We start from the raw sequence: 24,140 nt of genomic DNA, 5'->3' as shown, positions 1-24,140 counted from the left end.
GCCGGTGCCCGGGTCAGGCTAGTCCAGGGTCAGCAGGCCCTGCTCGGACACCACGCGCACCGACAGGGTCTTGTAGCCGACCTCGTCGAAGAGGACCGTCATCTTGTCGTCCTCGTAGCTGAGCACCAGGCCACGCCCCCACTCGCCGTGCCGCACCTGGCTGTGCACCGGGAACGGGCCGACCGCGCCCTCGTCGGCGGTGCTGGTGCCCCGGTGGCAGTTGTCGCAGTGCGCGCAGACCTCGGTCATCTGCTCGCCGAAGTAGGCCAGCAGGGTCTGCCCCCGGCAGGCGGTGGTCTCGGCGAACGCCCGCATCATGTCGGTACGCGATCGCGTCACCGTCTGCTGACGTTCCGCCTCGGCCAGGGCCGCCGCCGCCGCGTCGACCGGCGCGGGGGAGTAGCGCGGGGCTCCGATGCGCTGGCGGGCGCGGGGCTCGGCGGCCCCCACCTGCTCCAGCAGCGCCAGGTACTGGCCCAGCTTGCGCGGCCCCAGGCCGGTGGCCTCCCGCAGTTCGGTCTTGGTGGCCGGCTTGCGGCGCAGCAGCGCGGCCAGGTCCCGCAGCTCGTTCTCGTCCGGCAGGCCGCCGCTGAAGAACCGTTGCAGGCCCACGTCCTCGGCCCGCCAGAGCAGCAGCACCCGGGCCGGTTGCCCGTCCCGTCCGGCCCGGCCGATCTCCTGGAAGTAGCTGTCCGGCGAGTCGGGCAGCGCCGTGTGCACCACCCAGGCGATGTTCGGCTTGTCGATGCCCATGCCGAACGCCGAGGTGGCGACCATGATGGGCACCTGGTCGGCGAGGAACGCCTCGTGCAGGTCGTTGCGCGCGCCGGTCGGCATCCCACCGTGGTAGAACTGCGCCGGGAAGCCCGCCTTGGTCAACTTCTCGGCCAACTCCTCGGCCGAGCGCCGGGTCGGCACGTAGATGATCCCGGGCCGTTCGTCGTCGCGCAGCAGGGCGATCAGCCGCCGCCACCGGTAGTCCTCGGTGGGGCAGTGCGCCACCTCGAGGAAGAGGTTGGGCCGGTCCAGCCCGGAGACCACCACCTCGGGGTCGCGCAGCCGCAGCCGGGCGATGATGTCGTCGCGTACGGGCGGGGACGCGGTGGCGGTCAGCGCGACCACCGGAGGCCGACCGATGCCCTCGATGAGGTGGCCCAGCGCCAGGTAGTCGGGACGGAAGTCGTGCCCCCAGGCGGAGATGCAGTGCGCCTCGTCGATCGCCACCAGCGCCGGCTTCAGCGCGGCGACCTCGGCCATCCGGGCCGGGTTGCTCAACTGCTCCGGGGTGATGAACAGGAACTCGGCCCGCCCGGCCTGAATCTCGGCGATCGCCTCGGCCTGCTGGGCGGCCGACTCGTTCGAGCTGATCCGTACCGCCCGCAGCTCGGGACGTTGCCGCTCGTTGAGCGCCGCGATCTGGTCCTGCTGGAGGGCCAGCAGCGGAGAGATCACCACGGTCGGGCCGGGGATCAGGCTGGCCGGGATCTGGTAGATCGCCGACTTGCCGGCGCCGGTGGGCAACACCACCAGGGCGTCGTGTCGCTTCATCACCGCGCGCATGGCGGCGAGCTGGTTGGGCCGGAGCGCTTTCCAGCCGAAGAGGCTCTTCGCGGCGCGGCGCAACGTCATCGAGTGCGTGGACAGTTTCATCGAGGGCCGGAGGTACCCGAGCCCACGACCACCGAAACAACCTTCGGGCGATCATGGGCTCGGGGTGCGTCCCGTCTTACCGTAGGCGGGGCAGTACCTCGCGCTGGTAGAGGTCGAACAGGCCCTGGAAGTGTGGGCCGGTGTTGGCCACGTACAGCTCGTCGAAGCCGGCCTTGGCGTACTGGTCGATCATCTCCAGGTGCGCGTCGGCGCTGTTGCCGCAGACGAACGACTCCCGCACCATGTCCTGGGTGACCAGCTCCGAGGCCTGCTCGAAGTGGCGCGGCGAGGGCAGCACCTGCGACAGCTCGCCCGGCACGCCCGCGTTGGGCCACCGCTCGTACGCGATCCGCGCCCCCTCTTCCTCGCTGGCCGCGAACGCCGCCTTGAACCCGGCCTGGCACGGCTTGTCGCCGCCGCCGTTCTCCCGGAAGCGCCGGACCAGCTCGCCGTCGGGCATGGTGCTCACGTAGCCGTCGCCGATGCGGGCGGCCAGGTCGACGGCCTTCGGCCCGAACCCGGAGACGTAGATCGACGGCGGGGTGTCCGGCAGCGTGTAGACCCGGGCGTTCTCCACCGTGTAGTGCGTGCCCCGGTGGTTGACGAAGTCGCCCCGCCACAGCTCGCGCATGACCTCGACGGACTCTTCGAGCATCTCCAGCCGCACGTCGGCGGACGGCCAGGCGTCGCCGAAGATGTGCTCGTTCAGCGCCTCGCCGGTGCCGACGCCGAGCACGAACCGACCGCCGTGCAGCACCGCGCTGGTGGCCGCCGCCTGCGCGATCACGGCCGGGTGGATCCGTACGGTCGGGCAGGTCACCGCCGTGGTCACCGGCAGCGCGCAGACCTGGCTGAGCGCGCCGATCATCGACCAGACGAAGGGGCTCTGCCCCTGCGCGTCGACCCAGGGGTGGTAGTGGTCGGAGATCCACAGTGCCTCGAAGCCGGCCGCCTCGGCGCCGCGGGCCTGCGCCAGCAGCTCGGCCGGCGTGTACTCCTCACTGGACAGAAAATATCCGATCTTCATCGCTTCCCCTTCGGCACGCGGTCCTGCTGTCGGGAGAGCCGTACCCCGGTCGCGGCGGGCCACACCGGCGGGTCGGGGACCGATCGCCTCAGCGTCGGCCGAACATGGCCCGGATCGCGGCGAGCAGCAGCAGGGCGCCGACCACCAGGCCGAGCAGGCGTACGCCGGGGATGTCGGCCGGGCTCGTGGCGTCGGCCAGCGGGGCGGTGTCCATCCCCTGACTCTTCCCGGGAACGGTCCCACCGGGCAACTGTAAGGTTTATTGACTATTGAATCGCTCGGTGTGACCATGGCAGCACCGCCTGCCGAGGACGGTGCGCCGAGGGCGCGCGAGAGATGGGGTACGGGGCCGCATGAGCGAGCGCAACCAGCGGGTCGGCGTCACCGCGCCGGCGGGGAACGTCGACCGTTCCGAGGCGACGGCGTGACCGCGCCGGCCGGGCACCTTCCGGCGTTGGCAGCCGCCGTCCTGCAACCCGGTTTCGTCGGCACCACGCCGCCGCCCTGGGTGTGCCGTTGGCTCGGCGAGGGGCTCGGCTCGGTGGTGCTGTTCGCCCGCAACGTCGTCGACACCGCCCAGGTGGCGGCGCTCACCGCGACGCTGCGCGCCGAGCGGCCGGACGTCATCGTGGCGATCGACGAGGAGGCCGGGGACGTCACCCGGATCGAGTCCGGCCGGGGCAGCTCCCGACCGGGCAACTACGCCCTCGGCGCGGTCGACGACCCGGCGCTGACCGAGGCCGTCGCCCTGGACCTCGGCATCGAGCTGGCGGCGGCCGGGGTGACCCTGGACTACGCCCCGGACGCCGACGTCAACTCCAACCCGGCCAACCCGGTGATCGGTGTCCGCTCGTTCGGGGCCGACCCGGCGCTCGTCGCGCGGCACACCGCCGCGTGGATCCGCGGCCTCCAGGGCGGCGGCGTGGCCGCCTGCGCCAAGCACTTCCCCGGGCACGGGGACACCCGCGTCGACTCCCACCACGACCTGCCGCGCATCACCGCCGACCGGGCCCGCCTGGACGCCTGTGAGCTGGCCCCGTTCCGGGCCGCGGTGGCGGCCGGCGCGCAGGCGGTGATGACCGGCCACCTGCTCGTTCCCGCGCTCGACGCGGAGCTGCCGGCCACGCTGAGCCAGCGCATCCTGGGTGGCCTGCTCCGCGACGAGTTGGGCTTCTCCGGCGTGGTCGTGACCGACGCCGTGGAGATGCGCGCGGTCGCCGATCGGTACGGCTTCGCGGGCGCGGCCGTTCGGGCGCTCGCCGCCGGGGCCGACGCGATCTGCATCGGTGGCGAGCGCAGCGACGAGGAGGCCGCCCGGGAACTGCGCGACGCCATCGTGGCCGCCGTCGTCTCCGGCGAGCTGCCCGAGGAGCGCCTCGCCGAGGCCGCCAAGCGGGTCGGTCAGCTCGCCGCCTGGACGGTGGCCGCCCGCGCCGCCAGCCCGAGCGCCGCCCACCGGGCCACCGACATCGGGCTGGTCGCCGCCCGACGGGCCGTACGGGTCACCACCGGCCCGGACGCGCCCATCGCGGTGCCCCTGACCCGCGCCGCCCACGTGGTCGAGTTCGAGCCGCCGCGCAACATCGCCATCGGCGCGGAGACCCCGTGGGGCATCGGCGAGCCGTTGGGCGAACTGCTGCCCGGCACGACGACGGTCCGCCACGCCGAGAACGCCGTGCCCGCCGATCCGGGAGCCGACGCCGGGGACCGTCCGCTGGTGCTGGTCGTCCGTGACCTGCACCGGCACGACTGGATGCGCGCGGCGGTACGGCGGGCGCTCGCCAACCGGCCGGACGCGGTCGTGGTCGAACTGGGCGTGCCCGAGCTGGTCGTCGGGGCGGTACACCTGGCCACCCACGGCGCCACCCGGGCCAGCGGTCGGGCCGCCGCCGAGGTGCTGACCGGCCGGACCGGCTGACGCTACGGCAGATCGGCCACCAGGTCGGCGTACTCGGGGTGCTTGTCGATGAACGCCGCCACGAACGGGCACTGCGGCACCACGCGCCCACCCCGGGCCCGCACCTGGTCGAGGGTGGCGCGGATCAGCGCGCCGCCGACGCCCTTGCCCTGGAAGCCCGGGTCCACCTCGGTGTGCGTGAAGACCAGCACGTCCTCGCCACGCGGCACGTAGGCCGTGAAGCCGGCCAACGCGTCGTCGACCAGGATCTCGAATCGGTTCTTGGCGGGATTGTCCTCGACGAGGGTGCTCACCGGGCCATTGTCCCCGCTCCGGCGGCCAGCACGTCGAGTTCGGCGAGCAACCGGTCCACCTCGTCCACCGTGTTGTAGTGGTAGACGCTGGCCCGCACCGCGCCACCGCTGTCGCGCAGACCCATCGTCCGGAAGTACTCGTAGGCGTAGTAGTCGCCGGCCGACAGGCAGAACCCGGCATCGCCCAGCGCCTGCTGGGTCTGCTGCGGCGACAGCCCGGCGACCCGGAAGGAGACGGTCGGGCAGCGCCGGGCCGGCGAGCCGTAGACCGTGACGGCGGGCCGCTCGGCCAGACCGGCGAGCAGCCGATCCAGCAGCGCCTCCTCGTGGGCCTGGGCGGCGGCCAACCCGGCCCGCAGCCGCGCCCGGCGGTCACCGGTCGCGTCCGGGTCCAGGGCGGCGAGGTGATCCACAGCGGCGGTCACGCCAGCCAGCAGCGGGAAGCTCGGTGTGCCGTACTCGAAACGGTCCGGCACGGCGTCGGAGGACGGCACCAGCTTCGCCGGGCGCAACGCCGCCCACCGGCTCGGGTCGGCCACCATCGCGGCCAGGTGCGGCCCGGACCACTTGTACGCGCTGGTGACCAGCACGTCCGCGCCCAGCGACGTCAGGTCGGTCGGACCGTGCGGCACGGAGTGCACGCCGTCCACGCAGACCAGCGCCCCGACCGAGTGTGCGATCTTGGCGATCGCCGGCACGTCCGGCACGGTGCCGATGGCGTTGCTGCCGGCGGTCACCGCCACCAGCCGGGTCCGCTCGCCCACCAGGTCGGCGTACTGGCCGCTGGGCAGCTCACCGGTGTGCCGGTCGAACTCGGCCCAGCGCACCGTCGCGCCGGCCGCCTCGGCGGCCTGCACCCACGGGCGCACGTTGGCGTCGTGGTCGAGCCGGGACACCACCACCTGGTCGCCGGGCCGCCAGGTCGCCCCGAGGGTACGGGCCAGGGTGTACGTCAGCGCGGTCGCGCTCGGTCCGAACACCACCCCGTCCGGCTCGGCCCCGAGCAGGTCGGCGACCGCCGAGCGGGCCTGCGCCACCATCTCCAGCGACCGACGACCCGGCGTGAAGGCGGCGCTGCGATTGCCGACGGCGGCGCGCATGGCGTCGGTGACCGCGTCGATCACGCCGGCCGCGGTCTGCGTGCCCCCGGCGCCGTCGAAGTGGACGTAGCCCTCGGTCAGGGCGGGATAGGCGGCCCGGGTACGGGCGATGTCGAAGGCCATGCCCGGACCCTAGCCGGGACGCCTGCCGCGCTCGCTCCCGCCCGGTCGTCGCGGACGTCTCGTACCCTTGGCGGGGTGACGAACCGACCCGGCACCATCCCCCTGCCCCCCGTCCGCCGTGCCGCCGGTCTGGTCGCCGCCGTGGCGCTCGGCCTCGCCCTGCTCGCCGGCTGCAGCTCCCAGGGCGCCTCCACCGACTGCGGGCTGGACGCCTGCACGGTCACCTTCGAGCGGGGTGTCGACGCGAGCGCCACCATCCTCGGCGTCGAGGCCAAGCTGGTCGGGGCCGAGGGCGACCAGGTGACCGTCGAGGTCGCCGGCGAGCAGCTCACCCTCACCACCGGCCAGCAGGCCACCGAGGCCGGCGGCTTCGCGGTCACCGTCGACAGCGTCACCGACCAGCAGGTCAAGATCCGCGTTTCCCGCAACCCGGGTAACTGACCCGCGCGGGCGGCGGTGGCCGACGTTTGGAAACCGTCGGAATCGGAGATTGTGACGCCATGTCACTCACCCGTAGCGCCGAAGCCACCGCCTCCCGCACGGCGGACAGCCGGTGGCTGGAACTTCTCGCCCGGGCCGGCTTCATCGGCTACGGCATCGTCCACCTGCTCTTCGCCTGGTTGGCGTTGCAGATCGCGTTCGGCACGTCGTCCGACGACGGCGACCAGTCCGGCGCGCTGCGTACCCTCTCGGAACAGCCCCTCGGCAAGTTCCTCGTCATCGCCGTCGCGGTCGGCCTGCTCGCCATGGCGATCTGGCAGGGCCTCGAGGCGGCGGGCGGGCACCGCGCCGAGCGGGGCAAGGAGCGGGTCATGGAGCGGCTGGCCTCGGCCGGCCGGACCGTCGTCTACCTCTACTTCGCCTGGACCGCCTTCAAGGTGTTCTCCGAGGCCGGGTCGAACAGCGCCGACAACCAGGAGGCGCTGAGCGGCAAGCTGATGACCTCGACCGGTGGCCGCTGGCTGGTCGGCCTGGCCGGGCTGGTGGTCGCGGCGATCGGCATCGGCCTGGTCATCTACGGCATCCGCAAGACCTTCGAGAAGCACCTCAAGACCGGCGAGATGAGCCCGAAGACCCGCCAGTTGGCCCGCCGCCTCGGCATCGCCGGCTACGTGGCCAAGGGTGTCGCGTACGGCATCGCCGGCCTGCTGGTCATCGTCGCGGCGGTGAAGTACGACCCGGAGAAGGCCCGTGGTCTGGACGCCGCCCTGCACACGCTGCGCGAGCAGTCGTACGGCTCGTTCCTGCTGACCCTGGTCGCCCTCGGCATCGCCGCCTTCGGCGTCTACTGCTTCCTCCAGTCCCGGTACCGCAAGGTCTGAACTGGTCGATACCGAGGACGTCGGGCACTATTGGGCTTTTGCCCGAAGTCCCGCCGCTCGGTCGAAGGGAAGCGCCCCACTCGTGCAGAGCTATCTCGAAACGACCGTCGCCGCGCTCGCCGCGGCGGCGGTCGCCCTCTTCCTGGTCGAGGTCGTCCACCGGATCACCCGGCGGTTCGGCCGCCGGTCCCTGTTGTTGACCGAGTTGACCGACCACGCGCACCGTCCGTTCCAGGTCGCCGCCACGGTCCTCGCGGTGCAGTTCGCCGCCCGCTTCACCACCGGGTACGCCGTCGGCGAGAGCTGGCGGCGGCTGCTGCTGCACCTGCTGGTGCTCTGTGTGATCGCCAGCGCCGCCTGGCTGGTGGCGGCGCTGCTGATCGTCGTCGAGGACACCGCGCTCGCCCGGTTCCGGGTCGACGTGCCCAACAACCGGCACGCCCGGCGGGTGCGCACCCAGGTGGTGATGCTGCGCCGGCTGACCATCGCGGTGATCGTCATCCTGACCATCGGCGTGATGCTGATGACGTTCCCGAGCGTGCGGGGCATCGGCGCCGGCGTGCTGACCTCCGCCGGCGTCGTCGGTGTGGTGGCCGCGCTGGCCGCCCAGAGCCTGCTCGGCAACGTCTTCGCCGGGCTGCAACTCGCCTTCAGCGACGCGGTCCGCCTCGACGACGTGGTGGTCGTCGAGGGGGAGTGGGGCCGGGTCGAGGAGCTGACCCTCAGCTACGTCGTGGTCCAGATCTGGGACGACCGGCGGCTGATCCTGCCCACCTCGTACTTCACCAGCAAGCCGTTCCAGAACTGGACCCGCACCGAGGCGGCGGTGCTCGGCACCGCCGAGTTCGACGTCGACTGGGCCGTGCCGGTGCAGACCATGCGGGAAGAGCTGCGCCGGCTCGTCGAGGGCACCGAGCTGTGGGACGGCCGGGTCTGCGTCCTCCAGGTCACCGACGCCACCGGCGGGATGGTGCGGCTGCGCGCGCTGGTCAGCGCCGCCGACGCGGGCAGCCTGTGGGACCTGCGCGCCCTCGTCCGCGAGCACCTGGTCGGCTGGATCCGGGACAACCGGCCCACGGCGATGCCCCGCGTCCGCACCGAGCTGGGCGACGCCAACAGCAACCTGTCCTGGCAGTGGGTGCAGCCGAGGCGGCCGGTCCGCCGCCCGTCCGACACCGAGGCACCCGACGACGCCCGTGTCTTCGGCGGCAGCGACGACGGCGACGCCCGCAGCGAAGCCTTCGTGGGCCCCGAGGAAACCCGCCCCTGACCCCCGCGCTCACCCCGTTGTCCATGAAAGTTATTGCCTCTCGCTTCGGCATGTTCCGGCAATAACTTCATGATCGCCACGAATGGGAGGGGTGGGGTCTGTGGAGGTTTGGTTGGGGTTGCGCGGGGGATGTGCTGCCGGACGTCTCGGCCGTGATCGGGGTGACCCACTCAGCTTGTCGGCGCGGCATCCGGACAACGACGTCGGTGCGCCGCACCTCGGGATTTAGGATTGGCGGGCGGCGACTCCGGGCATACAGCGCGGTGATGAGGAAAGGAGGACAGCATGGCTGACGTGGCGAATGCCCGCACATCCCGCAATGGGAGCGAGCCCTCCACCGCCGAGCTGGTGCAGCGGGCCACCGAACAGGTATCCCGTCTGGTACGGGACGAACTGGCGCTGGCCCGGGCGGAGTTGACCCAGAAGGGCAAGCACGCCGGCATCGGGATCGGCCTGTTCGGCGGCGGCGGCGCGCTGGCGTTCTACGGCCTGGGCGCGCTCGTCGTCACCGCCATCCTGCTGCTGGATCTGGTGCTGCCCGCCTGGGCCGCCGCGCTGATCGTGGCGGTGGCGCTCTTCCTGGTGGCCGGCATCCTCGCGCTGGTGGGCAAGAAGCAGGTCAGTCGTGCGGTTCCGCCGGTGCCGGCGGCGACGGTCCGCAGCCTCCGTGCCGACGTGGACACCGTGGCCGCCGCCGTGAAGGACAGGGGACGGGCATGACGGGCAACGGAACCGGCGACACCGAGGCCCTGCGCGAGGAGATCCGCCGTACCCGGGTGGAGCTGGGCGAGACCATGGAGGCGTTGGCCGCCAAGGCGGACGTCAAGGCCCGCCTGAAGGAGTCCGCCGATCAGGCGAAGGAGCGGATGCGCGAGCAGGCGGCGCAGACCGTGGCCCGGGTCCGCGGGCAGGCCGCGCGCGGCGCCGGGATGGCCCGCGCCCAGGCGTACGACAAGGGCGGCCTGGTCCGCGAGAAGAGTGAGCTGGTTCGACGTAACCCGGTGCCGTGGGCGGCGATCGCCGCCGGCGCGGTGGCCACCGTGGTGGTGCTGATGATCGTGCGGGGGAGGCGTAGGTGAGCGGGAAAATCGGCAAGGTCGCGTACCGGCCGGTCGGCGTGTTGTTGGGTATCGCCGCGGGTACGGTGGCCGGCGCGATCTTCCGGCAGGTCTGGAAGGTCACGGCGGGCGACGGCGAGGCGCCGAACGCCACCGACGAGGACCGTGGTTGGGGCGAGATCCTGGCCGCCGCGGCGTTGCAGGGGGCCATCTTCGCGGTGGTCCGTGCCGCCGTGGATCGGGGCGGGGCGGTCGGCGTCCGCCGGATGACCGGCCACTGGCCGGACTGACCGACGCATAGATGTCAGGCCCCCTTCCTCCATCGACGGGAAGGGGGCCTTTCGCACGAGTCGCAACGCCGCCCAGCGACCTGAGTCATCCGTCAGGTCACATGTCGGAGAAATTCGTCGGACAGGTCGTGCAGACTTTTTGCGTACGTGATTTGCTGTTCCACGCTGTTGCGAGATGGCGTGGGTTGAGAGAAGTCTCCTTCGCGGGGGCCGCCTCAGACGCCGCTGCTCGAAAACGGCCAATCGGCCGCACGGCGTGCACGGCCGCCAGTTTTAGAAGGAGATACACATGGCGCAGGGAACCGTGAAGTGGTTCAACGCTGACAAGGGCTTCGGCTTCATCACCGTCGACGGCGGGGGTGCTGACGTGTTCGTCCACTTCTCGGCCATCCAGACCAGCGGCTACCGCACGCTGGAGGAGAACCAGCGGGTGGAGTTCGAGATCGCCCAGGGTCAGAAGGGCCCGCAGGCCGAGCAGGTCCGTCCCCTCTGACACTCCTGGCCGGCCCCCGCCGGTCAGGGCTCGTTGAAGTGAAGCCCCGTATCCCGTGCCGGGATGCGGGGCTTTCCACGTCCACCGCTCAGCCGCTCGCGTGAGCGACCAAGCTCAGAGGCGGCGTCGCGAACGCAGTCCCAGCCAGAGCGCCACCAGCCCGGCGGCGGCCACGATCGGGCCCACCACCACCCAGAGCGTCTCGTCGGTCATCGGGCTGCCGCTGACGTAGCCGAGGCCCTGCACCGTCCACATCGCACCGATCACCACGGCCAGCAGGCCGAGGGTGAGTGTCAGCCAACCCCTCATCGCGCACCCTCCTCGCCGGATCGGGCGGTACGCCGCCCCGGGCCTCCAGCATCGTCGTCTCGGAGGCGCGACGCGAGCACCCGGGGTCGGCGGCTCACCACCGGTCGTGCACCTGCGGGCGGATCAGCTCGTCGTAGACCTCGCGTACGCCGGCCAGTTGGGCGGCCGTGAGTGGCGGCAGGTCCGCCGCGGCGGCGTTGCGCCGCGCCTGCTCGGCGTCGCGCGCGCCCGGGATGACGACGGTGACGCCGGCCTGGTCCAGCACCCACCGCAGCGCGAACTGCGCCATGGTGCGATCGGCGTCGACAAGCGGCGCGAGCCGGCGTACGGCGGCGAGCCCCTGCGCGTAGTCCACGCCGGAGAACGTCTCGCCCACGTCGAACGCCGCACCGTGCCGGTTGTAGTTGCGGTGGTCGTCGGCGGGGAACTCGGTGTGCTCGTCGTACCGGCCGGAGAGCAGGCCGCTGGCCAGCGGCACCCGGGCGATGATCCCGACGCCGGCCTCGGCGGCCGCCGGCAGCACCTGCTCCAGCGGCTTGTGCCGGACGGCGTTGAGGATGATCTGGACGCTGGCCACGCCCGGCCGGGCGATGGCGGTCAGCGCCTGGTCGCAGGTCTCCACGCTGACGCCGTACCCCGCGATGGCCTTCTCCGCGACGAGGGTGTCCAGGGCGTCGAAGACCGCGTCGTCGGCGAAGACGGCGGTCGGCGGGCAGTGCAGTTGGACCAGGTCCAGGGTGTCCATCCCGAGGTTGGCCCGGGACCGGTCGGTCCACTGCCGGAAGTTGGCCATGGTGTACGCCTCGGGCCGCTGCTCGACGCGCCGGCCCATCTTGGTGGCGACGGTCAGCCCGGCGTCCGGCCGGGAGCGCAGGAAGCGGCCGATCAGCTGCTCGCTGCGGCCGTCGCCGTACACGTCGGCGGTGTCCAGGAAGGTGACTCCGGCGTCCACGGCGGCGGTGAGCACGGCCATGGCGTCGGCCTCGCTGACCGTTCCCCAGTCGGCGCCGAGCTGCCAGGCGCCCAGGCCGACCACTCCGACGGTCCGGCCGAGCCGGTTGAAGCTGCGCTGTTCCATGCCCCGAGCCTAGTGATCGGGTTGCCGGGCTGCCACGCGAGTCGTACCGTCAACAAGACGGACGTACGGTTTGGAGGTCGCGATGTGGGATCCGACGACGTACCTGCGCTACTCCGACGAGCGCTCCCGCCCCTTTCACGACCTGCTCAACCGGATCCCCGCCGCCCGGCCGCGGGCGGTGGTCGACCTCGGCTGCGGTCCCGGCCACCTCACCGCCATCCTGGCCGAACGCTGGCCGGACGCCCGCGTCGTCGGCCTCGACTCGGCCCCCGAGATGATCGACCGTGCGCGGGCCATGCCGACCCCGGTCGAGTTCGCCGTCGCCGACCTGCGCGACTGGCGTCCAACCGGTGACGAGGACGTGGTGACGACCAGCGCCGCGCTGCAGTGGGTGCCCGGCCACCAGGAGCTGCTGCGCCGCTGGGCCGTCGAACTGCCCGCCGGCGCCTGGCTCGCCATGCAGGTCCCCGGCAACTTCGACGCCCCGTCACACCGGGCGCTGCGCGAGGTCGCCGGTCTCCCGGCCTGGCGGGCCGAGCTGGCCCCGCTCCAGCGGGCCGACCCCGTCGACGACCCGGCCGACTACGCGGACCTGCTGACCACCGCCGGCTGCGCGGTGGACGCCTGGGAGACTACCTACGTGCACCTGCTGCCGGCCGATCCCGCCGCCGACCACCCGGTACTGGGCTGGATGGAGGGCACCGCGCTGCGACCCGTCCGGGCCGCGCTGGACGCCGCCGGCTGGTCGGCCTTCCGGGCCGAGCTGGGGGTACGCCTCAGCGCCGCCTACCCGGTCCGGCACGGTCAGGTGTCCTTCCCGTTCCGCCGTGTCTTCGTCGTCGCCCGTACCGGCGCCCCCGCACAGGAGAATCCGTGACCGATCTGACCACCTTCATCGCCGGTCTGCCCAAGGCGGAGCTGCACGTGCACCACGTCGGCTCCGCCTCGCCCCGGATCGTCGCCGAGCTGGCCGCCCGCCACGAGGGCAACACCCCCGTCCCGGCCGACCCGGACGCGCTCGCCAGCTACTTCGAGTTCCGCGACTTCGCGCACTTCATCGAGGTCTACCTGAGCGTCGTCGACCTCATCCGGGACCCGGAGGACGTCTGGCTCCTCACCCACGAGGTGGCCCGGGAGCTGGCCCGCCAGCAGGTCCGGTACGCCGAGCTGACCATCACCCCGTACTCGCACGTGCGGCGGGGCATTCCCGCGCCCGCGTTCTGCGAGGCGATCGAGGACGCCCGCAAGCGCGCCGCCGCCGACTTCGGCCTCGACCTGCGCTGGTGCTTCGACATCCCCGGCGAGGCCGGCCTGCCGGCCGCCGAGGAGACGCTGCGGATCGCCCTCGACGAGCGGCCGGACTCGCTGATCAGCTTCGGTCTGGGCGGCCCGGAGATCGGCGTACCCCGGCCGCAGTTCCGGCCCTACTTCGACCAGGCCCGCGCCGCCGGCCTGCGCTCGGTGCCGCACGCCGGCGAGACCACCGGCCCGCAGACCATCTGGGACGCCCTGCACGAGCTGGGCGCGGAGCGGATCGGGCACGGCATTTCCGCCGCACAGGACCCGGAACTGCTCACCTACCTCGCCGAACGGCAGATCGGGATGGAGATCTGCCCGACCTCGAACGTGCGGACCCGGGCCGTGGCCAACCTCGACGAGCACCCGCTGCCCCGGCTGGTCGAGGCCGGCCTGCTGGTCACCATCAACTCGGACGACCCGCCGATGTTCGGCACCACCCTCAACGACGAGTACGCGGTGGCGGCCCGACTGCTCGGTGCGGGCCCGGGGGAGCTGGCCGCGCTGGCCCGCAACGCGGTGACCGCGTCCTTCCTCGACCCGGCCGGCAAGCAGCGGATCATCGAGGAGATCGACGCGTACGTGGCCGACGCCGCCTGAGGTACGGGGTGGGCGGGGTGAGCGGGGCGCGCGGCGGGAGCGTGGGTGTGGGGGGACCTGAAACTCCCGCCGCGCGCACGGCTCCACCGGCCGGTGGGTGCGCGGTGCGCTGGCCGGTGGAACTGGTGGGTTCGTGCACTGATCCTGTCAGCCCGCAAGCGTCTGACCGCGCTCGTTAACCGTGATCTAAGGAAGACTTGCGCCACCGCACAGCCCGGGCCCGCCCGGCCGATCGGAACGCGCCCGTCAACCGATCGGCCGGGCGGGCCTCGGCCGTCGGTCGACAGTGCTCAGTCGTCGGTCGGGCGGTCTCCGCCCGCCGGTGGACGCTCAGTCGTCGGTGGGGCGCTGGCGGGGCCAGCGACGACCGCTGCTCTTCTGATCCCGGGCGTCGCGGGCCATCCGGCCCACCAGGCCGAACCGGTTGACCTGCCGAGGCGTGGCGTCCGGGTCGGCGAGCAGCATCACCACGCTGGCGCCGCCCAGCCGGGCCCGGTCGATGCTGACCGAGCCGTTCGCCTGCAACGCCACCCGCTTGGCGATGTCCAGGCCGAGCCCGGTCGAGCCCTGGTCGCTCGCGCCCCGCCGCAGCGCCCGGTCCGGGTTGGCGATCCCCGGGCCGGCGTCGTCGATCCGGATCGCCACGTACCCGTCGCGGCGGGACACGGCCACCTCGAACGCCGTACCCTGCGGCGTGTAGCGGAAGACGTTGCCGATCACCGCGTCCAACGCGGCGGCCAGCTCGGCCCGCGGCACGGGCGCGGGGATGCGCAGTTGGGCGCCGGTGACCCGGTGCGGCCGGTTCTGGTCACCGGCCAGCGCCGCCCAGAACACCATCCGGTCCCGGACCACCTCGCTGACGTCGCACATGGCCGGGCCGGCCTCGTGCGCCACCGCCTTGCGGGTGGTCTTGATCAGCACGTCGATCTCGCCCTCCAGGGTGACGATCGCCTGCCGGATGCGCCGGATGCCCCGCAGCCGGTCCAGCTCCGCCGGGCTGAACGACCCCACGCTCGTGTCGTCGGACTCCAGCGCCTCCGCGTCGAGCCGGAGCACGGTCAACGGCGTCCGCAGCCGGTGCGACAGGTCGGCCACCAACTCGCGCTCGTCCGTGCGGGCCGCGTCCAGCCGCTCGGCCATCCGGTTGAAGGCGTACCCGGCCTCCGCCAGCTCGCGGGGGCCGGTCGGATCCACGCGGACGCTCAGGTCGCCGTCACCGACGGCCAGCGTGGCCTTGACCAGTCCCTGGGTGGCATCCACCGCCCGGGCGGCCACCCGGTCGACCACCAACACCGCCGCGCCGACCATCGCCGCGCCCACCGCAAACAGCAGCAACCAGGTGCCACCGGCGCCCTCGCCCAACGTCGAGTCCGGTACGAACACCTCGACCACGGCCGTCCGGTCGCCGAGAACCACCGGGTCGAGCCGGACCACCCCGCCGTCGACGTCGGTGACCAGCGAACGGCGGTCGGCGCGGGCCCGGTCCAGGTCGGCGCCACCGGCGCGGCCCGCGGACTCGTCCAGCCCCAACCCGTACACCACCGGCCGCACCGCACTGTCGTCGCCGCTGGCCACGACGGCCCGTTCGACCACCGCGCGGTCCGTGCTCACCGCCAACGCGCCGGTGACCAGCGCGCTGCGTCGGGCCGCGTCGGCGATCGCCTCGTCCCGCGTCTGCCCCCGCAGGCTCAACCCGAGCGGGATCAGGAACGCGAGCGCGACGAGGCTGCACATGCCGGCCGTGAGCAGGGCCAGCGCGGTCCTCAGTCCGGTGCCACCAGCCGGAACCCGACCCCCCGCACGGTGCGCAGGTAGCGCGGCTTCGCCGCGGACTCGCCCATCTTTCGGCGAAGCCAGTACAGGTGTACGTCGATGGTCTGATCCTCGCCGACCGATGGCTGCCGCCATACCTCCTCCAAGAGTTCCCGGCGGGACACTACCCGCCCGGGTCGCGCGGCGAGATACGCCAGCAGGTCGAATTCCTTACGGGTCAGCGCCAGTGGCTCCCCGTCGAGATGGGCGCTGCGCTCACCGACGTCCACCCGCAGCCCGCCGACGGTGTGCACCGCCGGCTGCACCGTCCGGCTGGCCCGTCCGGCGCGCCGCAGGACCGTGGTGATGCGGGCGTCCAGGTGCGCGCCCGTGAACGGCTTGACCATGTAGTCGTCGGCCCCGGCGCGCAGCAGCTTGACCACCGACTGCTCGTCGTCGCGGGCGGTGGCGATGATGATCGGGATGTCGGTGATGCCGCGCAGCATCCGCAGCGCGTCCGAGCCGTCCAGATCGGGCAGGCCCAGGTCCAACACCACCAGGTCGGGCGTCTCCGCGGCGACCCGTCGCAGCGCGTCCAGGGCGGTGCCCACGGCGTGCACGGCGTGCCCACGGTCAGCGAGGGACCGCAGCATCGCGCCGCGTACGACGTGATCGTCTTCGACCAGGAGCACGGAGGCCACGACAAGACGGTACTTGGCCTGGCAAGTTGATCGCGTTGCGACGTACCCGGGAAGCGGGCAAGCTGGTACGACGATGTCCTTCACCCTGTTCGCCGACGCTCGACTGGCGCTCGCCCGGGACAGTCTCGCCGGCCTGTCCACCGGTGACGCGCTCGGCGAGCGGTACGCCCCGCCGGCCACGGCCGTCGTTCCCGGCGACGACGTGCCCGGCGCTTGGGCCGGCCCGTCGGGCCTGGCCGCTCCCGGCGCGGGCAGCCTGCCACCGGCACCGTGGTCCTGGACCGACGACACCGAGATGGCCTGCTCGGTCGTCGCCGAACTGGCCGCGGCGGGCACCATCGACCGGGACCGGCTGGCGTTGGCGTTCGCCGAGCGCTGCGACGCGCGACGCGGCTACGGCGCGGGCGCGATGCTGATCCTGCGGTTGATCCGCAGCGGCACCCCGTGGCCGGTGGCCGCCGCGTCCGCCTTCGACGGGCAGGGCTCCTGCGGAAACGGGGCAGCCATGCGGGTGGGTCCGCTGGGCGCGTACTTCGCCGACTCCACGGCCCGCGCGGCCGCGCAGGCCCGCGCCTCGGCCGAGGTGACCCACGCGCACCCCGAGGGGATCGCCGGCGCGGTCGCCGTGGCGGTGGCCGCCGCCCTCGCCGCCCGGGCCCGCCTCGACGGCCACCGACCGACCCCGGCCCGGCTCCTCGCCGGGGTCGCCGCCATGGTCGACGCGGGGACCGAGGTGCACCGTGGCGTACACGCCGCCGTCGGACTGCTCGGTCGCCCGCTGTCCCGCGTGGTGGCCGCGCTCGGCAATGGCGCCCGGGTGACCGCCCAGGACACCGTCGCGTTCACGCTCTGGGTGGCCGCCACCCACCTCGACGACTACCCGGCGGCCATCCGGACCTGCGTACGCGCCGGCGGCGACGTGGACACCACGGCCGCCATCGCGGGGGCGGTGGTGGCGGCGTACACCGGGGTCGGCACCCCGGGCGGCGTCCCCGACGCGTGGCTCGCCGCCCGCGAGCCGCTACCCGCCTGGCTGCCGTGATCGCCCTGGCTGCCGTGATCGCCCTGGCTGCCGTGATCGCCCTGGCTGCCGTGATCGCCCTGGCTGCCGTGATCGCTTGGCTGCCTTGACCGTTTGCCTGTCCTGCCTCACCGGCGGCACGCGGAGCCCGCCGAAGGCCGAAGGGTGTGCCACGGCCCCTTTGCTCTGCTTCAACCCGCGCAACAGTTCGGGGGCATGAGTGTTGCGCGGGTTGAAGCAGAGCAAAGGACGCGTGGAGTGTCAGCCCATCGCCGGCCCGGCGATGGACCACCCCGCCAGCCGGTACCGGCCGTGCCGCCTCAGCAGGTACCGGCCGTGCCGCCTCATTCGGCGCGGGCGGAAGTGGTTGCCGAGGCGAGCACCGCGACGGGCGCCGTCTCCGTGGGCGCGTCGGTCCCGTCCGGCTGCGACGTTGGCGTCACCATCTCGGTCTCCGTCGCGCCGGTCACCTCTGCCAGCGCTGTCCGCTCCGCCGGGTCGCGTCGCCGCCACCGGCTGACCAGCCAACCGATGGCCGCACCGCCGCCCAGGCCGGCCAGCAGACCGGCGGCGAGCATCGCGTCGGCGCTGCCCGGCTCCTCGCCGGAGGCGTCCGCCGCGTCACCGCCGCCGGAGGTGTCCGCCGCGTACCCGCCGGAGGCGCCGTCGGCACCCGGCGCGCCGGCAGCCGGAGCGCCGTGGCCGCCGTGCGCGGCCGGTCCGGCGGCACCTGCGGCGCCCGGGACCGCCGGCAGCAGCGTCAGCACCGGTGCGCGGTGCGCCCCGGCGGCGTCGGCCCACTTGACCACGGTGCCGTCGGCGTACGTCTGGACGACCTCGAACGTGAGCCGCTCGGCCTGCGGCAACGGGCCCATGGACAGGGCCAGCTTGGCCGGGCCGGTCGCGCCCTGGCCGACGCGGACCCACGTCACCGCCGTGGTCACGGTGTTCACCCCGGCGGAGTGGATGCCCGCCACCGGCTTGTCCAGGGTCTTGGAGTCGATCCGGGGCGCCCAGCCGTCGACCGACATCGGGTAGACCTCGGCCACCGGCGCGTCGGCCGGCAACCGGATCTCGATCTGCTTGGTCGTCGTGCCGGCGCGCTCCTCGGGCACGCTGAACTCCAGCCGTACGGCGTCGCCCTGCCGTGCCTCCGTCGGGGTGGTCGTCACGTCCGCGGCCTGCGCCGCCGCAGCGGGCCAGAGCAGCAGCCCGGCCGCGGTCAGCGCGGTCACCGCCGCGATCCGCCCCGGGCGGCCACCGCCGTGCGTGCTCGCCATCTCGTGCCCCCATCCGTCTCGGCGCGACCGGCACCGGTTTCCGGCCACACCAGGTAGTTCGGATTCGAGGTGCGAAAGGTTCAACGCCAAACGTTAGGAAGGGCACCTTGCTCTACCGGAGGCGTGAATAAGGTGCCCTTCCTTACCCGATAGCATCGGCAGGAGCCGACTGCCGGCACCGTTTCGTACTGCTTGGAGGAGTCACCGTGTCCGCACCCCGTACCCCCGCCGTGGCCGACCCCGTCGTCGTCGCCGCCGGGACGACGGCGGCCGACGCGGTGGCCGCGGCCGGACTGCCCGCGAACGGCCCCAAGGCGATCGTCGTGGTCCGCGATCCGCAGGGCCAGCTCCGCGACCTGGACTGGGCGCCGGCCGAGGACACGACTGTCGAGCCGGTCAGCCTGGACTCGCCGGACGGGCTCAACGTGCTGCGGCACTCCACCGCGCACGTGCTCGCCCAGGCCGTGCAGGACGTCTTCCCCGAGGCCAAGCTGGGCATCGGGCCGCCGATCGAGAACGGCTTCTACTACGACTTCGACGTCGACAAGCCGTTCCAGCCCGATGACCTCAGCAAGCTCGAGAAGCGTATGCAGGAGATCATCAAGTCCGGGCAGCGGTTCCGTCGCCGCCGCTTCGGCAGCCTCGACGAGGCGCGTGCCGAACTGGCCGACGAGCCGTTCAAGCTGGAGTTGATCGAGGTCAAGGGCGAGGGCCTGGACACCGACGAGGTGATGGAGGTGGGCGGCGGCGAGCTGACCATCTACGACAACCTCGACGCCAAGGAGGACAAGGTCTGCTGGTCGGACCTGTGTCGGGGCCCGCACCTGCCGACCACCCGCCTGATCGGCGCGTTCAAGCTGATGCGCTCGGCCGCCGCGTACTGGCGCGGGTCGGAGAAGAACCCCCAGCTCCAGCGGGTGTACGGCACCGCGTGGCCGACCCGGGACGAGCTGAAGGCGTACCTGAAGCTGTTGGAGGAGGCCGCCCGGCGCGACCACCGCAAGCTCGGCGCGGACCTGGACCTGTTCAGCTTCCCCGACGAGATCGGCTCGGGCCTGGCGGTCTTCCACCCCAAGGGCGGCATCATCCGTCGGGAGATGGAGCAGTACTCGCGGCGGCGGCACGAGGAGGCGGGGTACGAGTTCGTCAACACCCCGCACATCACCAAGGCGCAGCTGTTCCACACCTCCGGTCACCTGCCGTACTACGCGGACACGATGTTTCCGCCCATGCAGCTGGAGGGCGCGGACTACTACCTCAAGGCGATGAACTGCCCGATGCACAACCTGATCTTCAGGGCGCGCGGGCGGTCGTACCGGGAGCTACCGCTGCGGATGTTCGAGTTCGGCACGGTCTACCGGTACGAGAAGTCCGGCGTCGTGCACGGCCTGACCCGGGTCCGGGGCCTGACCCAGGACGACTCGCACATCTACTGCACCCGCGAGCAGATGGCCGGCGAGCTGACCACGCTGCTCAGCTTCGTGCTCGACCTGCTGCGGGACTACGGCCTGGACGACTTCTACCTGGAGCTGTCGACCCGCGACGACTCGCCCAAGTTCATCGGCGCGGACGAAGACTGGGCGGAGGCCACCGAGGCGCTGCGCACCGCTGCCGAGACCTCTGGCCTCGACCTGGTGCCCGACCCGGGTGGCGCGGCGTTCTACGGGCCGAAGATCTCCGTGCAGGCGCGCGACGCGATCGGCCGGACCTGGCAGTTGTCCACCCTCCAGGTCGACTTCAACCAGCCGGAGCGCTTCGGGCTGGAGTACCAGGCCGCCGACGGCACCCGGCAGCGTCCCGTCATGATCCACCGGGCGCTGTTCGGGTCGATCGAGCGGTTCTTCGGGGTGCTCACCGAGCACTATGCGGGCGCGTTCCCGGCCTGGCTCGCCCCGGTGCAGGTGGTCGGCATCCCGATCCGCGAGGACCACACCGACTACCTGCACGGCTTCGTCGCGGCGCTGCGCGCCGAGGGCATCCGGGCGCAGGTGGACGCGGGTGACGACCGGATGCAGAAGAAGATCCGCACGGCGCAGCAGCAGAAGATCCCGTTCATGGTGATCGCCGGTGACGACGACGTGGCCGCCGGCACGGTCTCCTTCCGCTACCGCGACGGCTCGCAGCGCAACGGCGTGCCGACCGCCGAGGCGGTGAACCACATCCTGGACGTGGTCACCTCCCGTACCAACATCGGCCCGTCCGCCGCTGCGCAGTAGCGCCCGCTCGTCGCGCGCTGCGCGTCATGATCGTGCTCGATCCAGGATGTAGTGGCCTCCCGCGCCAGGAGGCCACTACATCCATGTTCGAGCGCGATCATCGCCCCGGGCGGCGGCCCGAACGATCGGGTCAGATGCCGCAGTTCGGCGCTGACCAACCGCCGACCGCCGCCACGTGGGTGTGGTCGTTGTGGTCCGGGTAGCCGGGGCCGAGGATCTGGCCGAAGCCGTGGTAGCGGGCCTGCTGGGCAAGCCGGCAGAACGATGGTGAGCCGACCAGGTCGACCGCGTCGCCGTACAGGTGCCGGCTGTTCGACGCCCCGCCGACCGCGCTGTTGCAGGCGTAGCTGCGGAAGCTGCTGCTGATCGCGATGGGTACGTCGCCGAGGGCGTGCCGCAGCGCCTGGAGCTTCCACATGGAGACGAGCGCGTTGGCGCGGGCGGTGCTCGCCGAGACCGCGCCGCCGGACCAGGTGCTGTTGCAGTTGTTCAGCTCGGCATAGCTGAAGTTGGCGGGTGTGCAGTCGTCGTCCTGGAGCGCGTAGAGCCGGTTGAAGGTCTGCGGGCCGGCGATCCCGTCCGCGCCCAGCCCGTACGCCTGCTGGAAGCGGATCACCGCCGACCGGGTGGCCGGGCCGAACGCGCCGTCGATGGTGAGCACGGCGGCGTAACCGGGGTATCCGGCGACGCGGATCTGCAGTTGCCGGACGTCCTCGCCGGACATCCCCTGGGACAGTGTGCGACCCCAGGTGTAGCAGCCGTCGGCGTGCGCGGCGCTGGAGGTGAGGGTGACCCCGGTCACCGTGGTGACGGCGGCCAGCGCGAGTGCCGCGAGGATCCTGCCGAGCTGACGGATCATGAAGCTCTCCATCCATCGATCTAATGAAATAAATGAATGGAAGTTTCACGGCTGAGTCTCGACTCCGTCAAGAAGTTGCAGCAGCGAGTTTCCGGTCACGGGTGTCGCGGCCCGCCGGCCCGGCTCCGTAGGATCGGCTCGTGACAGGGGCGGAACGACACACGGACAGCGGCGGCATGGCGGACGGCCTGGAACGGCTCTGGACGCCGCACCGGATGACCTACATCTCGGGTGAGGACCGCCCCGCCGAAGGCTACGAGAAGCCGACCGGCTGCCCGTTCTGTCTCGCCCCCGGGCTGCCCGCCGAGGAGAGCCTCGTGGTGGCCCGCGGCGAGCGCGTCTTCGTCGTGCTCAACCTCTACCCGTACAACCCGGGGCACCTGCTGGTCTGCCCGTACCGGCACGTCGCCGACTACACCGACCTCGACGAGGCGGAGACCGTCGAGCTGGCGTCCCACACGCAGACCGCCATGCGGGTGATCCGCAAGGTGAGCAACGCGCACGGCTTCAACCTGGGCATGAACCAGGGCGGCGTCGCCGGCGCCGGCATCGCCGCCCACCTGCACCAGCACGTGGTGCCGCGCTGGGGCGGCGACGCGAACTTCATGCCGGTGATCGGCCGCACCAAGGTGCTGCCGCAGCTGCTGCACGACACCCGCGACCTGTTCGCCCGCGCCTGGCCGTCCTGACCGCGCCGCCCGCGCCGGTCCGGCTAGTCGGCGCGCAGCAGCGGCACCAGCTCCGGCCAGCTCTGGACCCGGTGTACGAGCGGCAGCAGCGCGGCGTACGCGGCGACCTGCGCCGGGCGGGGTCGGAACAGGAACCGGTGCGGCACCGAGTCGAGGTAGCCCAGCACCTCCAGCTTGTCGTCCACGAAGTGGGTCAGGCCGAGCCGCCGGGCGATCGGCGCCTTGTCCGGACGGGTCCGGCAGAAGTGCATCCGCTCGACCGGGATCCCGGTGTGGGCCGTGAAGTCGTGGTGCGCCAACCACTGGAGGGTCCGCCGCTCGGTGGACTCGCCGCACTTGGAGACCAGGTGCACCTCGTCGAACGCCGGCCCGAGCGCCGCGAGCGCGTCGAACGCGCCGTCGACCACGGGCGTACGCAGGTAGTGCGCGCCGAAGAAGGAGGTGTCGGCGTCGTCGTCGGCCGGCTCGATGAGCACCCCGCCGATGTCCACGCCCAGCCGTCGCATGGCGACGATCATGCCGTACGCCCTCGCCACGCGGGTACCGCGTTTCCAGGTCGGTGGTTGCTACGCCCCGGCCCGGTGGAGGTGGCACGATCGGCCGATGGCAGTCACGACACGGATGTTGGGGCGCAGCGGCATCGAGGTCAGCGCCCTCGGCATGGGGTGCTGGGCGATCGCCGGCCCCTGGGCGGAGGGCAGTCAGCCGCTGGGTTGGGGCGCGGTCGACGACGACGAGTCGGTGCGGGCCGTACGCCGCGCGCTCGAGCTGGGCGTGACTCTCTTCGACACCGCCGACACGTACGGCGCGGGGCACGGCGAGCGGGTGTTGGGCCGGGCGCTCGCCGGCCACCGGGACGACGCCGTGATCGCCACCAAGTGGGGCTACACATTCGACGAGGCGACCCGGCAGGCCACCGGCGAGGACGCGTCACCGGCGTACCTGCGGCGGGCCGTCACCGCCTCGCTGCGCCGGTTGGGCACCGACCGGATCGACCTCTACCAGCTCCACCTGGCCGACCTGCCCGTGCACCGGGCGGAGGCCCTGTTCGCCGTCTGCGAGGACCTCGTCGCCGAGGGCCTGATCCGGGCGTACGGGTGGAGCACCGACCGCGCCGACCGGGCCGCCGCGCTCGGGCCGGCCGCCCCGGGCGCCGCCGCCGTGCAGCACGCCCTGTCGGTGCTGCGCGACGCCCCCGAGGTGCTTGCCGTCTGCGACAAGTACGACCTGGCCAGCATCGACCAGGGACCCCTCGGGATGGGACTGCTCACCGGCAAGTACACGGCCGCGTCCACGCTGCCCCGCGACGACGTACGCGGGTTGACGCCGGGCTGGCTGGAGTGGTTCCGCGGTGGCCGGCCGGCGCCGGAGTGGCTGCGCCGGGTCGGCGCGGTCCGTGCCGCGCTGACCGCCGACGGTCGTACCCTCGCCCAGGGCGCGCTGGGCTGGATCTGGGCCCGCAGCGGGCGGGCCATCCCGATCCCGGGTTGCCGTACGGTCGCCCAGGTCGAGGAGAACGCGGCGGCACTGCACCGCGGCCCGCTACCGGCGGAGCAGTTCGTCGAGGTGGAACGCCAACTCGCCGCCCTACGCACGGCGGCCCTCCGCGACGCCGACCGCCCCCACTGGCCCCGCCCCACCCACCCCCAAACCCACCCGTAACCCACCCGCCCTCGCCCCACCCCGCCCTCGCCCCGTCCCGCCGATCTGTGAGTGGGGTTGTCAAGTGGCGGTGCGGTGGTGGGTGGTGATGATGCGGTAGAGCTGTCGGGCGATGTAGCGCTTGAGGCAGCGG

The 24,140-nt window shown here is 72.6% G+C and carries 26 protein-coding genes; 14 read left to right on the top strand and 12 right to left on the bottom strand.

Annotated features, from left to right (window positions below):
- Positions 1–18: 18 nt before the first annotated feature.
- From ABZ272_RS30580 to ABZ272_RS30570, 3 genes are all read right to left on the bottom strand, one after another.
- Positions 19–1,650, bottom strand: a complete 1,632-nt coding sequence (locus ABZ272_RS30580) for a RecQ family ATP-dependent DNA helicase (RefSeq protein ID WP_355053403.1) — start codon at positions 1,648–1,650, stop codon at positions 19–21.
- 76 nt (positions 1,651–1,726) lie between these two features.
- Positions 1,727–2,677: a TIGR03557 family F420-dependent LLM class oxidoreductase gene (locus tag ABZ272_RS30575; protein ID WP_355053402.1), complete on the bottom strand. Its 951-nt coding sequence runs from the start codon at positions 2,675–2,677 to the stop codon at positions 1,727–1,729.
- A gap of 88 nt (positions 2,678–2,765) precedes the next feature.
- Entirely contained in the window at positions 2,766–2,891 is a 126-nt protein-coding gene (locus ABZ272_RS30570; protein ID WP_355053401.1) for a hypothetical protein, read from the bottom strand.
- Between the two features lie 210 nt (positions 2,892–3,101).
- On the opposite strand from ABZ272_RS30570, the gene ABZ272_RS30565 reads away from it, so the two are divergent.
- Complete coding sequence (locus ABZ272_RS30565; RefSeq protein WP_355053400.1) at positions 3,102–4,595, top strand: glycoside hydrolase family 3 N-terminal domain-containing protein; 1,494 nt, start codon at positions 3,102–3,104, stop codon at positions 4,593–4,595.
- Positions 4,596–4,597: 2 nt separating this feature from the next.
- On the opposite strand, the gene ABZ272_RS30560 is transcribed toward ABZ272_RS30565, so the two are convergent.
- Positions 4,598–4,888 (bottom strand): GNAT family N-acetyltransferase, encoded by a 291-nt coding sequence (locus tag ABZ272_RS30560; protein ID WP_355053399.1) that lies wholly within the window; start codon positions 4,886–4,888, stop codon positions 4,598–4,600.
- Positions 4,885–6,111, bottom strand: a complete 1,227-nt coding sequence (locus ABZ272_RS30555; protein WP_355053398.1) for a cysteine desulfurase-like protein — start codon at positions 6,109–6,111, stop codon at positions 4,885–4,887. The genes ABZ272_RS30560 and ABZ272_RS30555 overlap by 4 nt, the downstream gene beginning before the upstream one ends.
- A 75-nt stretch (positions 6,112–6,186) precedes the next feature.
- Between ABZ272_RS30555 and ABZ272_RS30550 the strand changes: the two genes are divergently transcribed.
- The 7 genes from ABZ272_RS30550 to ABZ272_RS30520 all read left to right on the top strand — a co-directional run bounded on the left by ABZ272_RS30550 (position 6,187) and on the right by ABZ272_RS30520 (position 10,544).
- Positions 6,187–6,552: a hypothetical protein gene (locus ABZ272_RS30550; protein WP_355053397.1), complete on the top strand. Its 366-nt coding sequence runs from the start codon at positions 6,187–6,189 to the stop codon at positions 6,550–6,552.
- A 59-nt stretch (positions 6,553–6,611) separates the two neighbouring features.
- Positions 6,612–7,433, top strand: coding sequence for a DUF1206 domain-containing protein (locus tag ABZ272_RS30545; RefSeq protein ID WP_355053396.1), 822 nt, complete (start codon positions 6,612–6,614; stop codon positions 7,431–7,433).
- A gap of 82 nt (positions 7,434–7,515) precedes the next feature.
- Positions 7,516–8,703, top strand: coding sequence for a mechanosensitive ion channel domain-containing protein (locus ABZ272_RS30540; protein ID WP_355053395.1), 1,188 nt, complete (start codon positions 7,516–7,518; stop codon positions 8,701–8,703).
- A gap of 285 nt (positions 8,704–8,988) precedes the next feature.
- Positions 8,989–9,423, top strand: a complete 435-nt coding sequence (locus tag ABZ272_RS30535; protein ID WP_355053394.1) for a phage holin family protein — start codon at positions 8,989–8,991, stop codon at positions 9,421–9,423.
- A complete protein-coding gene (locus ABZ272_RS30530; protein WP_355053393.1) occupies positions 9,420–9,782 on the top strand; it encodes a DUF3618 domain-containing protein in 363 nt (120 codons plus the stop codon). Before ABZ272_RS30535 ends, ABZ272_RS30530 begins: the two co-directional genes overlap by 4 nt.
- Positions 9,779–10,051: a DUF4235 domain-containing protein gene (locus tag ABZ272_RS30525; RefSeq protein WP_355053392.1), complete on the top strand. Its 273-nt coding sequence runs from the start codon at positions 9,779–9,781 to the stop codon at positions 10,049–10,051. Before ABZ272_RS30530 ends, ABZ272_RS30525 begins: the two co-directional genes overlap by 4 nt.
- A 289-nt stretch (positions 10,052–10,340) precedes the next feature.
- Positions 10,341–10,544, top strand: a complete 204-nt coding sequence (locus tag ABZ272_RS30520) for a cold-shock protein (protein WP_011905669.1) — start codon at positions 10,341–10,343, stop codon at positions 10,542–10,544.
- A gap of 114 nt (positions 10,545–10,658) precedes the next feature.
- On the opposite strand, the gene ABZ272_RS30515 is transcribed toward ABZ272_RS30520, so the two are convergent.
- Both ABZ272_RS30515 and ABZ272_RS30510 read right to left on the bottom strand, forming a co-directional pair.
- Positions 10,659–10,853, bottom strand: coding sequence for a hypothetical protein (locus ABZ272_RS30515; RefSeq protein ID WP_355053391.1), 195 nt, complete (start codon positions 10,851–10,853; stop codon positions 10,659–10,661).
- 94 nt (positions 10,854–10,947) lie between these two features.
- On the bottom strand, positions 10,948–11,931 hold the full coding sequence (locus ABZ272_RS30510) for an aldo/keto reductase (RefSeq protein WP_355053390.1): 984 nt from the start codon (positions 11,929–11,931) through the stop codon (positions 10,948–10,950).
- An 82-nt stretch (positions 11,932–12,013) separates the two neighbouring features.
- Here ABZ272_RS30510 and ABZ272_RS30505 point away from each other — a divergent pair, with 82 nt between their 5' ends.
- Complete coding sequence (locus ABZ272_RS30505; protein ID WP_355053389.1) at positions 12,014–12,808, top strand: trans-aconitate 2-methyltransferase; 795 nt, start codon at positions 12,014–12,016, stop codon at positions 12,806–12,808.
- A complete protein-coding gene (locus tag ABZ272_RS30500; RefSeq protein WP_355053388.1) occupies positions 12,805–13,827 on the top strand; it encodes an adenosine deaminase in 1,023 nt (340 codons plus the stop codon). The genes ABZ272_RS30505 and ABZ272_RS30500 overlap by 4 nt, the downstream gene beginning before the upstream one ends.
- 330 nt (positions 13,828–14,157) lie before the next feature.
- Here the strand turns inward: ABZ272_RS30500 and ABZ272_RS30495 are convergent, their stop codons facing one another.
- Both ABZ272_RS30495 and ABZ272_RS30490 read right to left on the bottom strand, forming a co-directional pair.
- Positions 14,158–15,561 (bottom strand): HAMP domain-containing sensor histidine kinase, encoded by a 1,404-nt coding sequence (locus tag ABZ272_RS30495; protein ID WP_355053387.1) that lies wholly within the window; start codon positions 15,559–15,561, stop codon positions 14,158–14,160.
- 29 nt (positions 15,562–15,590) lie between these two features.
- Positions 15,591–16,280 carry a response regulator transcription factor gene (locus tag ABZ272_RS30490; protein ID WP_074318485.1) on the bottom strand — a complete coding sequence of 230 codons (690 nt, stop codon included), beginning with the start codon at positions 16,278–16,280 and terminating at the stop codon, positions 15,591–15,593.
- Between the two features lie 73 nt (positions 16,281–16,353).
- Here ABZ272_RS30490 and ABZ272_RS30485 point away from each other — a divergent pair, with 73 nt between their 5' ends.
- Complete coding sequence (locus ABZ272_RS30485) at positions 16,354–17,322, top strand: ADP-ribosylglycohydrolase family protein (protein WP_355053386.1); 969 nt, start codon at positions 16,354–16,356, stop codon at positions 17,320–17,322.
- Between the two features lie 323 nt (positions 17,323–17,645).
- On the opposite strand, the gene ABZ272_RS30480 is transcribed toward ABZ272_RS30485, so the two are convergent.
- The gene (locus tag ABZ272_RS30480) at positions 17,646–18,581 is read right to left on the bottom strand and encodes a DUF1775 domain-containing protein (protein ID WP_355053385.1); all 936 of its coding nucleotides are present in this window, start codon (positions 18,579–18,581) and stop codon (positions 17,646–17,648) included.
- A gap of 206 nt (positions 18,582–18,787) precedes the next feature.
- On the opposite strand from ABZ272_RS30480, the gene thrS reads away from it, so the two are divergent.
- Positions 18,788–20,797 carry a threonine--tRNA ligase gene (thrS, locus tag ABZ272_RS30475; RefSeq protein WP_355053384.1) on the top strand — a complete coding sequence of 670 codons (2,010 nt, stop codon included), beginning with the start codon at positions 18,788–18,790 and terminating at the stop codon, positions 20,795–20,797.
- Positions 20,798–20,927: 130 nt separating this feature from the next.
- Here thrS and ABZ272_RS30470 read toward each other — a convergent pair whose 3' ends face one another.
- A complete protein-coding gene (locus ABZ272_RS30470; protein ID WP_355053383.1) occupies positions 20,928–21,656 on the bottom strand; it encodes a D-Ala-D-Ala carboxypeptidase family metallohydrolase in 729 nt (242 codons plus the stop codon).
- 176 nt (positions 21,657–21,832) lie between these two features.
- Between ABZ272_RS30470 and ABZ272_RS30465 the strand changes: the two genes are divergently transcribed.
- On the top strand, positions 21,833–22,345 hold the full coding sequence (locus ABZ272_RS30465; RefSeq protein ID WP_355053448.1) for an HIT domain-containing protein: 513 nt from the start codon (positions 21,833–21,835) through the stop codon (positions 22,343–22,345).
- A 23-nt stretch (positions 22,346–22,368) separates the two neighbouring features.
- Here the strand turns inward: ABZ272_RS30465 and ABZ272_RS30460 are convergent, their stop codons facing one another.
- Complete coding sequence (locus ABZ272_RS30460; RefSeq protein WP_355053382.1) at positions 22,369–22,881, bottom strand: hypothetical protein; 513 nt, start codon at positions 22,879–22,881, stop codon at positions 22,369–22,371.
- Between the two features lie 67 nt (positions 22,882–22,948).
- Here ABZ272_RS30460 and ABZ272_RS30455 point away from each other — a divergent pair, with 67 nt between their 5' ends.
- Positions 22,949–24,007 (top strand): aldo/keto reductase, encoded by a 1,059-nt coding sequence (locus ABZ272_RS30455; RefSeq protein WP_355053381.1) that lies wholly within the window; start codon positions 22,949–22,951, stop codon positions 24,005–24,007.
- Positions 24,008–24,140 lie beyond the last annotated feature (133 nt).

This window comes from Micromonospora sp. NPDC005979, assembly GCF_040614415.1.
Taxonomy (GTDB): domain Bacteria; phylum Actinomycetota; class Actinomycetes; order Mycobacteriales; family Micromonosporaceae; genus Micromonospora.
This window is presented reverse-complemented; position numbering and strand designations above follow the sequence as displayed.

What these genes read in the sequence shown, in the direction of transcription:
- ABZ272_RS30580 (WP_355053403.1), bottom strand. Translation starts at nt 1,650, where the DNA reads ATGAAACTGTCCACGCACTCGATGACGTTGCGCCGCGCCGCGAAGAGC.
- ABZ272_RS30575 (WP_355053402.1), bottom strand. Translation starts at nt 2,677, where the DNA reads ATGAAGATCGGATATTTTCTGTCCAGTGAGGAGTACACGCCGGCCGAG.
- ABZ272_RS30570 (WP_355053401.1), bottom strand. Translation starts at nt 2,891, where the DNA reads ATGGACACCGCCCCGCTGGCCGACGCCACGAGCCCGGCCGACATCCCC.
- ABZ272_RS30555 (WP_355053398.1), bottom strand. Translation starts at nt 6,111, where the DNA reads ATGGCCTTCGACATCGCCCGTACCCGGGCCGCCTATCCCGCCCTGACC.
- ABZ272_RS30545 (WP_355053396.1), top strand. Translation starts at nt 6,612, where the DNA reads ATGTCACTCACCCGTAGCGCCGAAGCCACCGCCTCCCGCACGGCGGAC.
- ABZ272_RS30535 (WP_355053394.1), top strand. Translation starts at nt 8,989, where the DNA reads ATGGCTGACGTGGCGAATGCCCGCACATCCCGCAATGGGAGCGAGCCC.
- ABZ272_RS30530 (WP_355053393.1), top strand. Translation starts at nt 9,420, where the DNA reads ATGACGGGCAACGGAACCGGCGACACCGAGGCCCTGCGCGAGGAGATC.
- ABZ272_RS30520 (WP_011905669.1), top strand. Translation starts at nt 10,341, where the DNA reads ATGGCGCAGGGAACCGTGAAGTGGTTCAACGCTGACAAGGGCTTCGGC.
- ABZ272_RS30515 (WP_355053391.1), bottom strand. Translation starts at nt 10,853, where the DNA reads ATGAGGGGTTGGCTGACACTCACCCTCGGCCTGCTGGCCGTGGTGATC.
- ABZ272_RS30510 (WP_355053390.1), bottom strand. Translation starts at nt 11,931, where the DNA reads ATGGAACAGCGCAGCTTCAACCGGCTCGGCCGGACCGTCGGAGTGGTC.
- ABZ272_RS30505 (WP_355053389.1), top strand. Translation starts at nt 12,014, where the DNA reads ATGTGGGATCCGACGACGTACCTGCGCTACTCCGACGAGCGCTCCCGC.
- ABZ272_RS30495 (WP_355053387.1), bottom strand. Translation starts at nt 15,561, where the DNA reads ATGTGCAGCCTCGTCGCGCTCGCGTTCCTGATCCCGCTCGGGTTGAGC.
- ABZ272_RS30485 (WP_355053386.1), top strand. Translation starts at nt 16,354, where the DNA reads ATGTCCTTCACCCTGTTCGCCGACGCTCGACTGGCGCTCGCCCGGGAC.
- ABZ272_RS30480 (WP_355053385.1), bottom strand. Translation starts at nt 18,581, where the DNA reads ATGGCGAGCACGCACGGCGGTGGCCGCCCGGGGCGGATCGCGGCGGTG.
- ABZ272_RS30470 (WP_355053383.1), bottom strand. Translation starts at nt 21,656, where the DNA reads ATGATCCGTCAGCTCGGCAGGATCCTCGCGGCACTCGCGCTGGCCGCC.
- ABZ272_RS30465 (WP_355053448.1), top strand. Translation starts at nt 21,833, where the DNA reads ATGGCGGACGGCCTGGAACGGCTCTGGACGCCGCACCGGATGACCTAC.
- ABZ272_RS30455 (WP_355053381.1), top strand. Translation starts at nt 22,949, where the DNA reads ATGGCAGTCACGACACGGATGTTGGGGCGCAGCGGCATCGAGGTCAGC.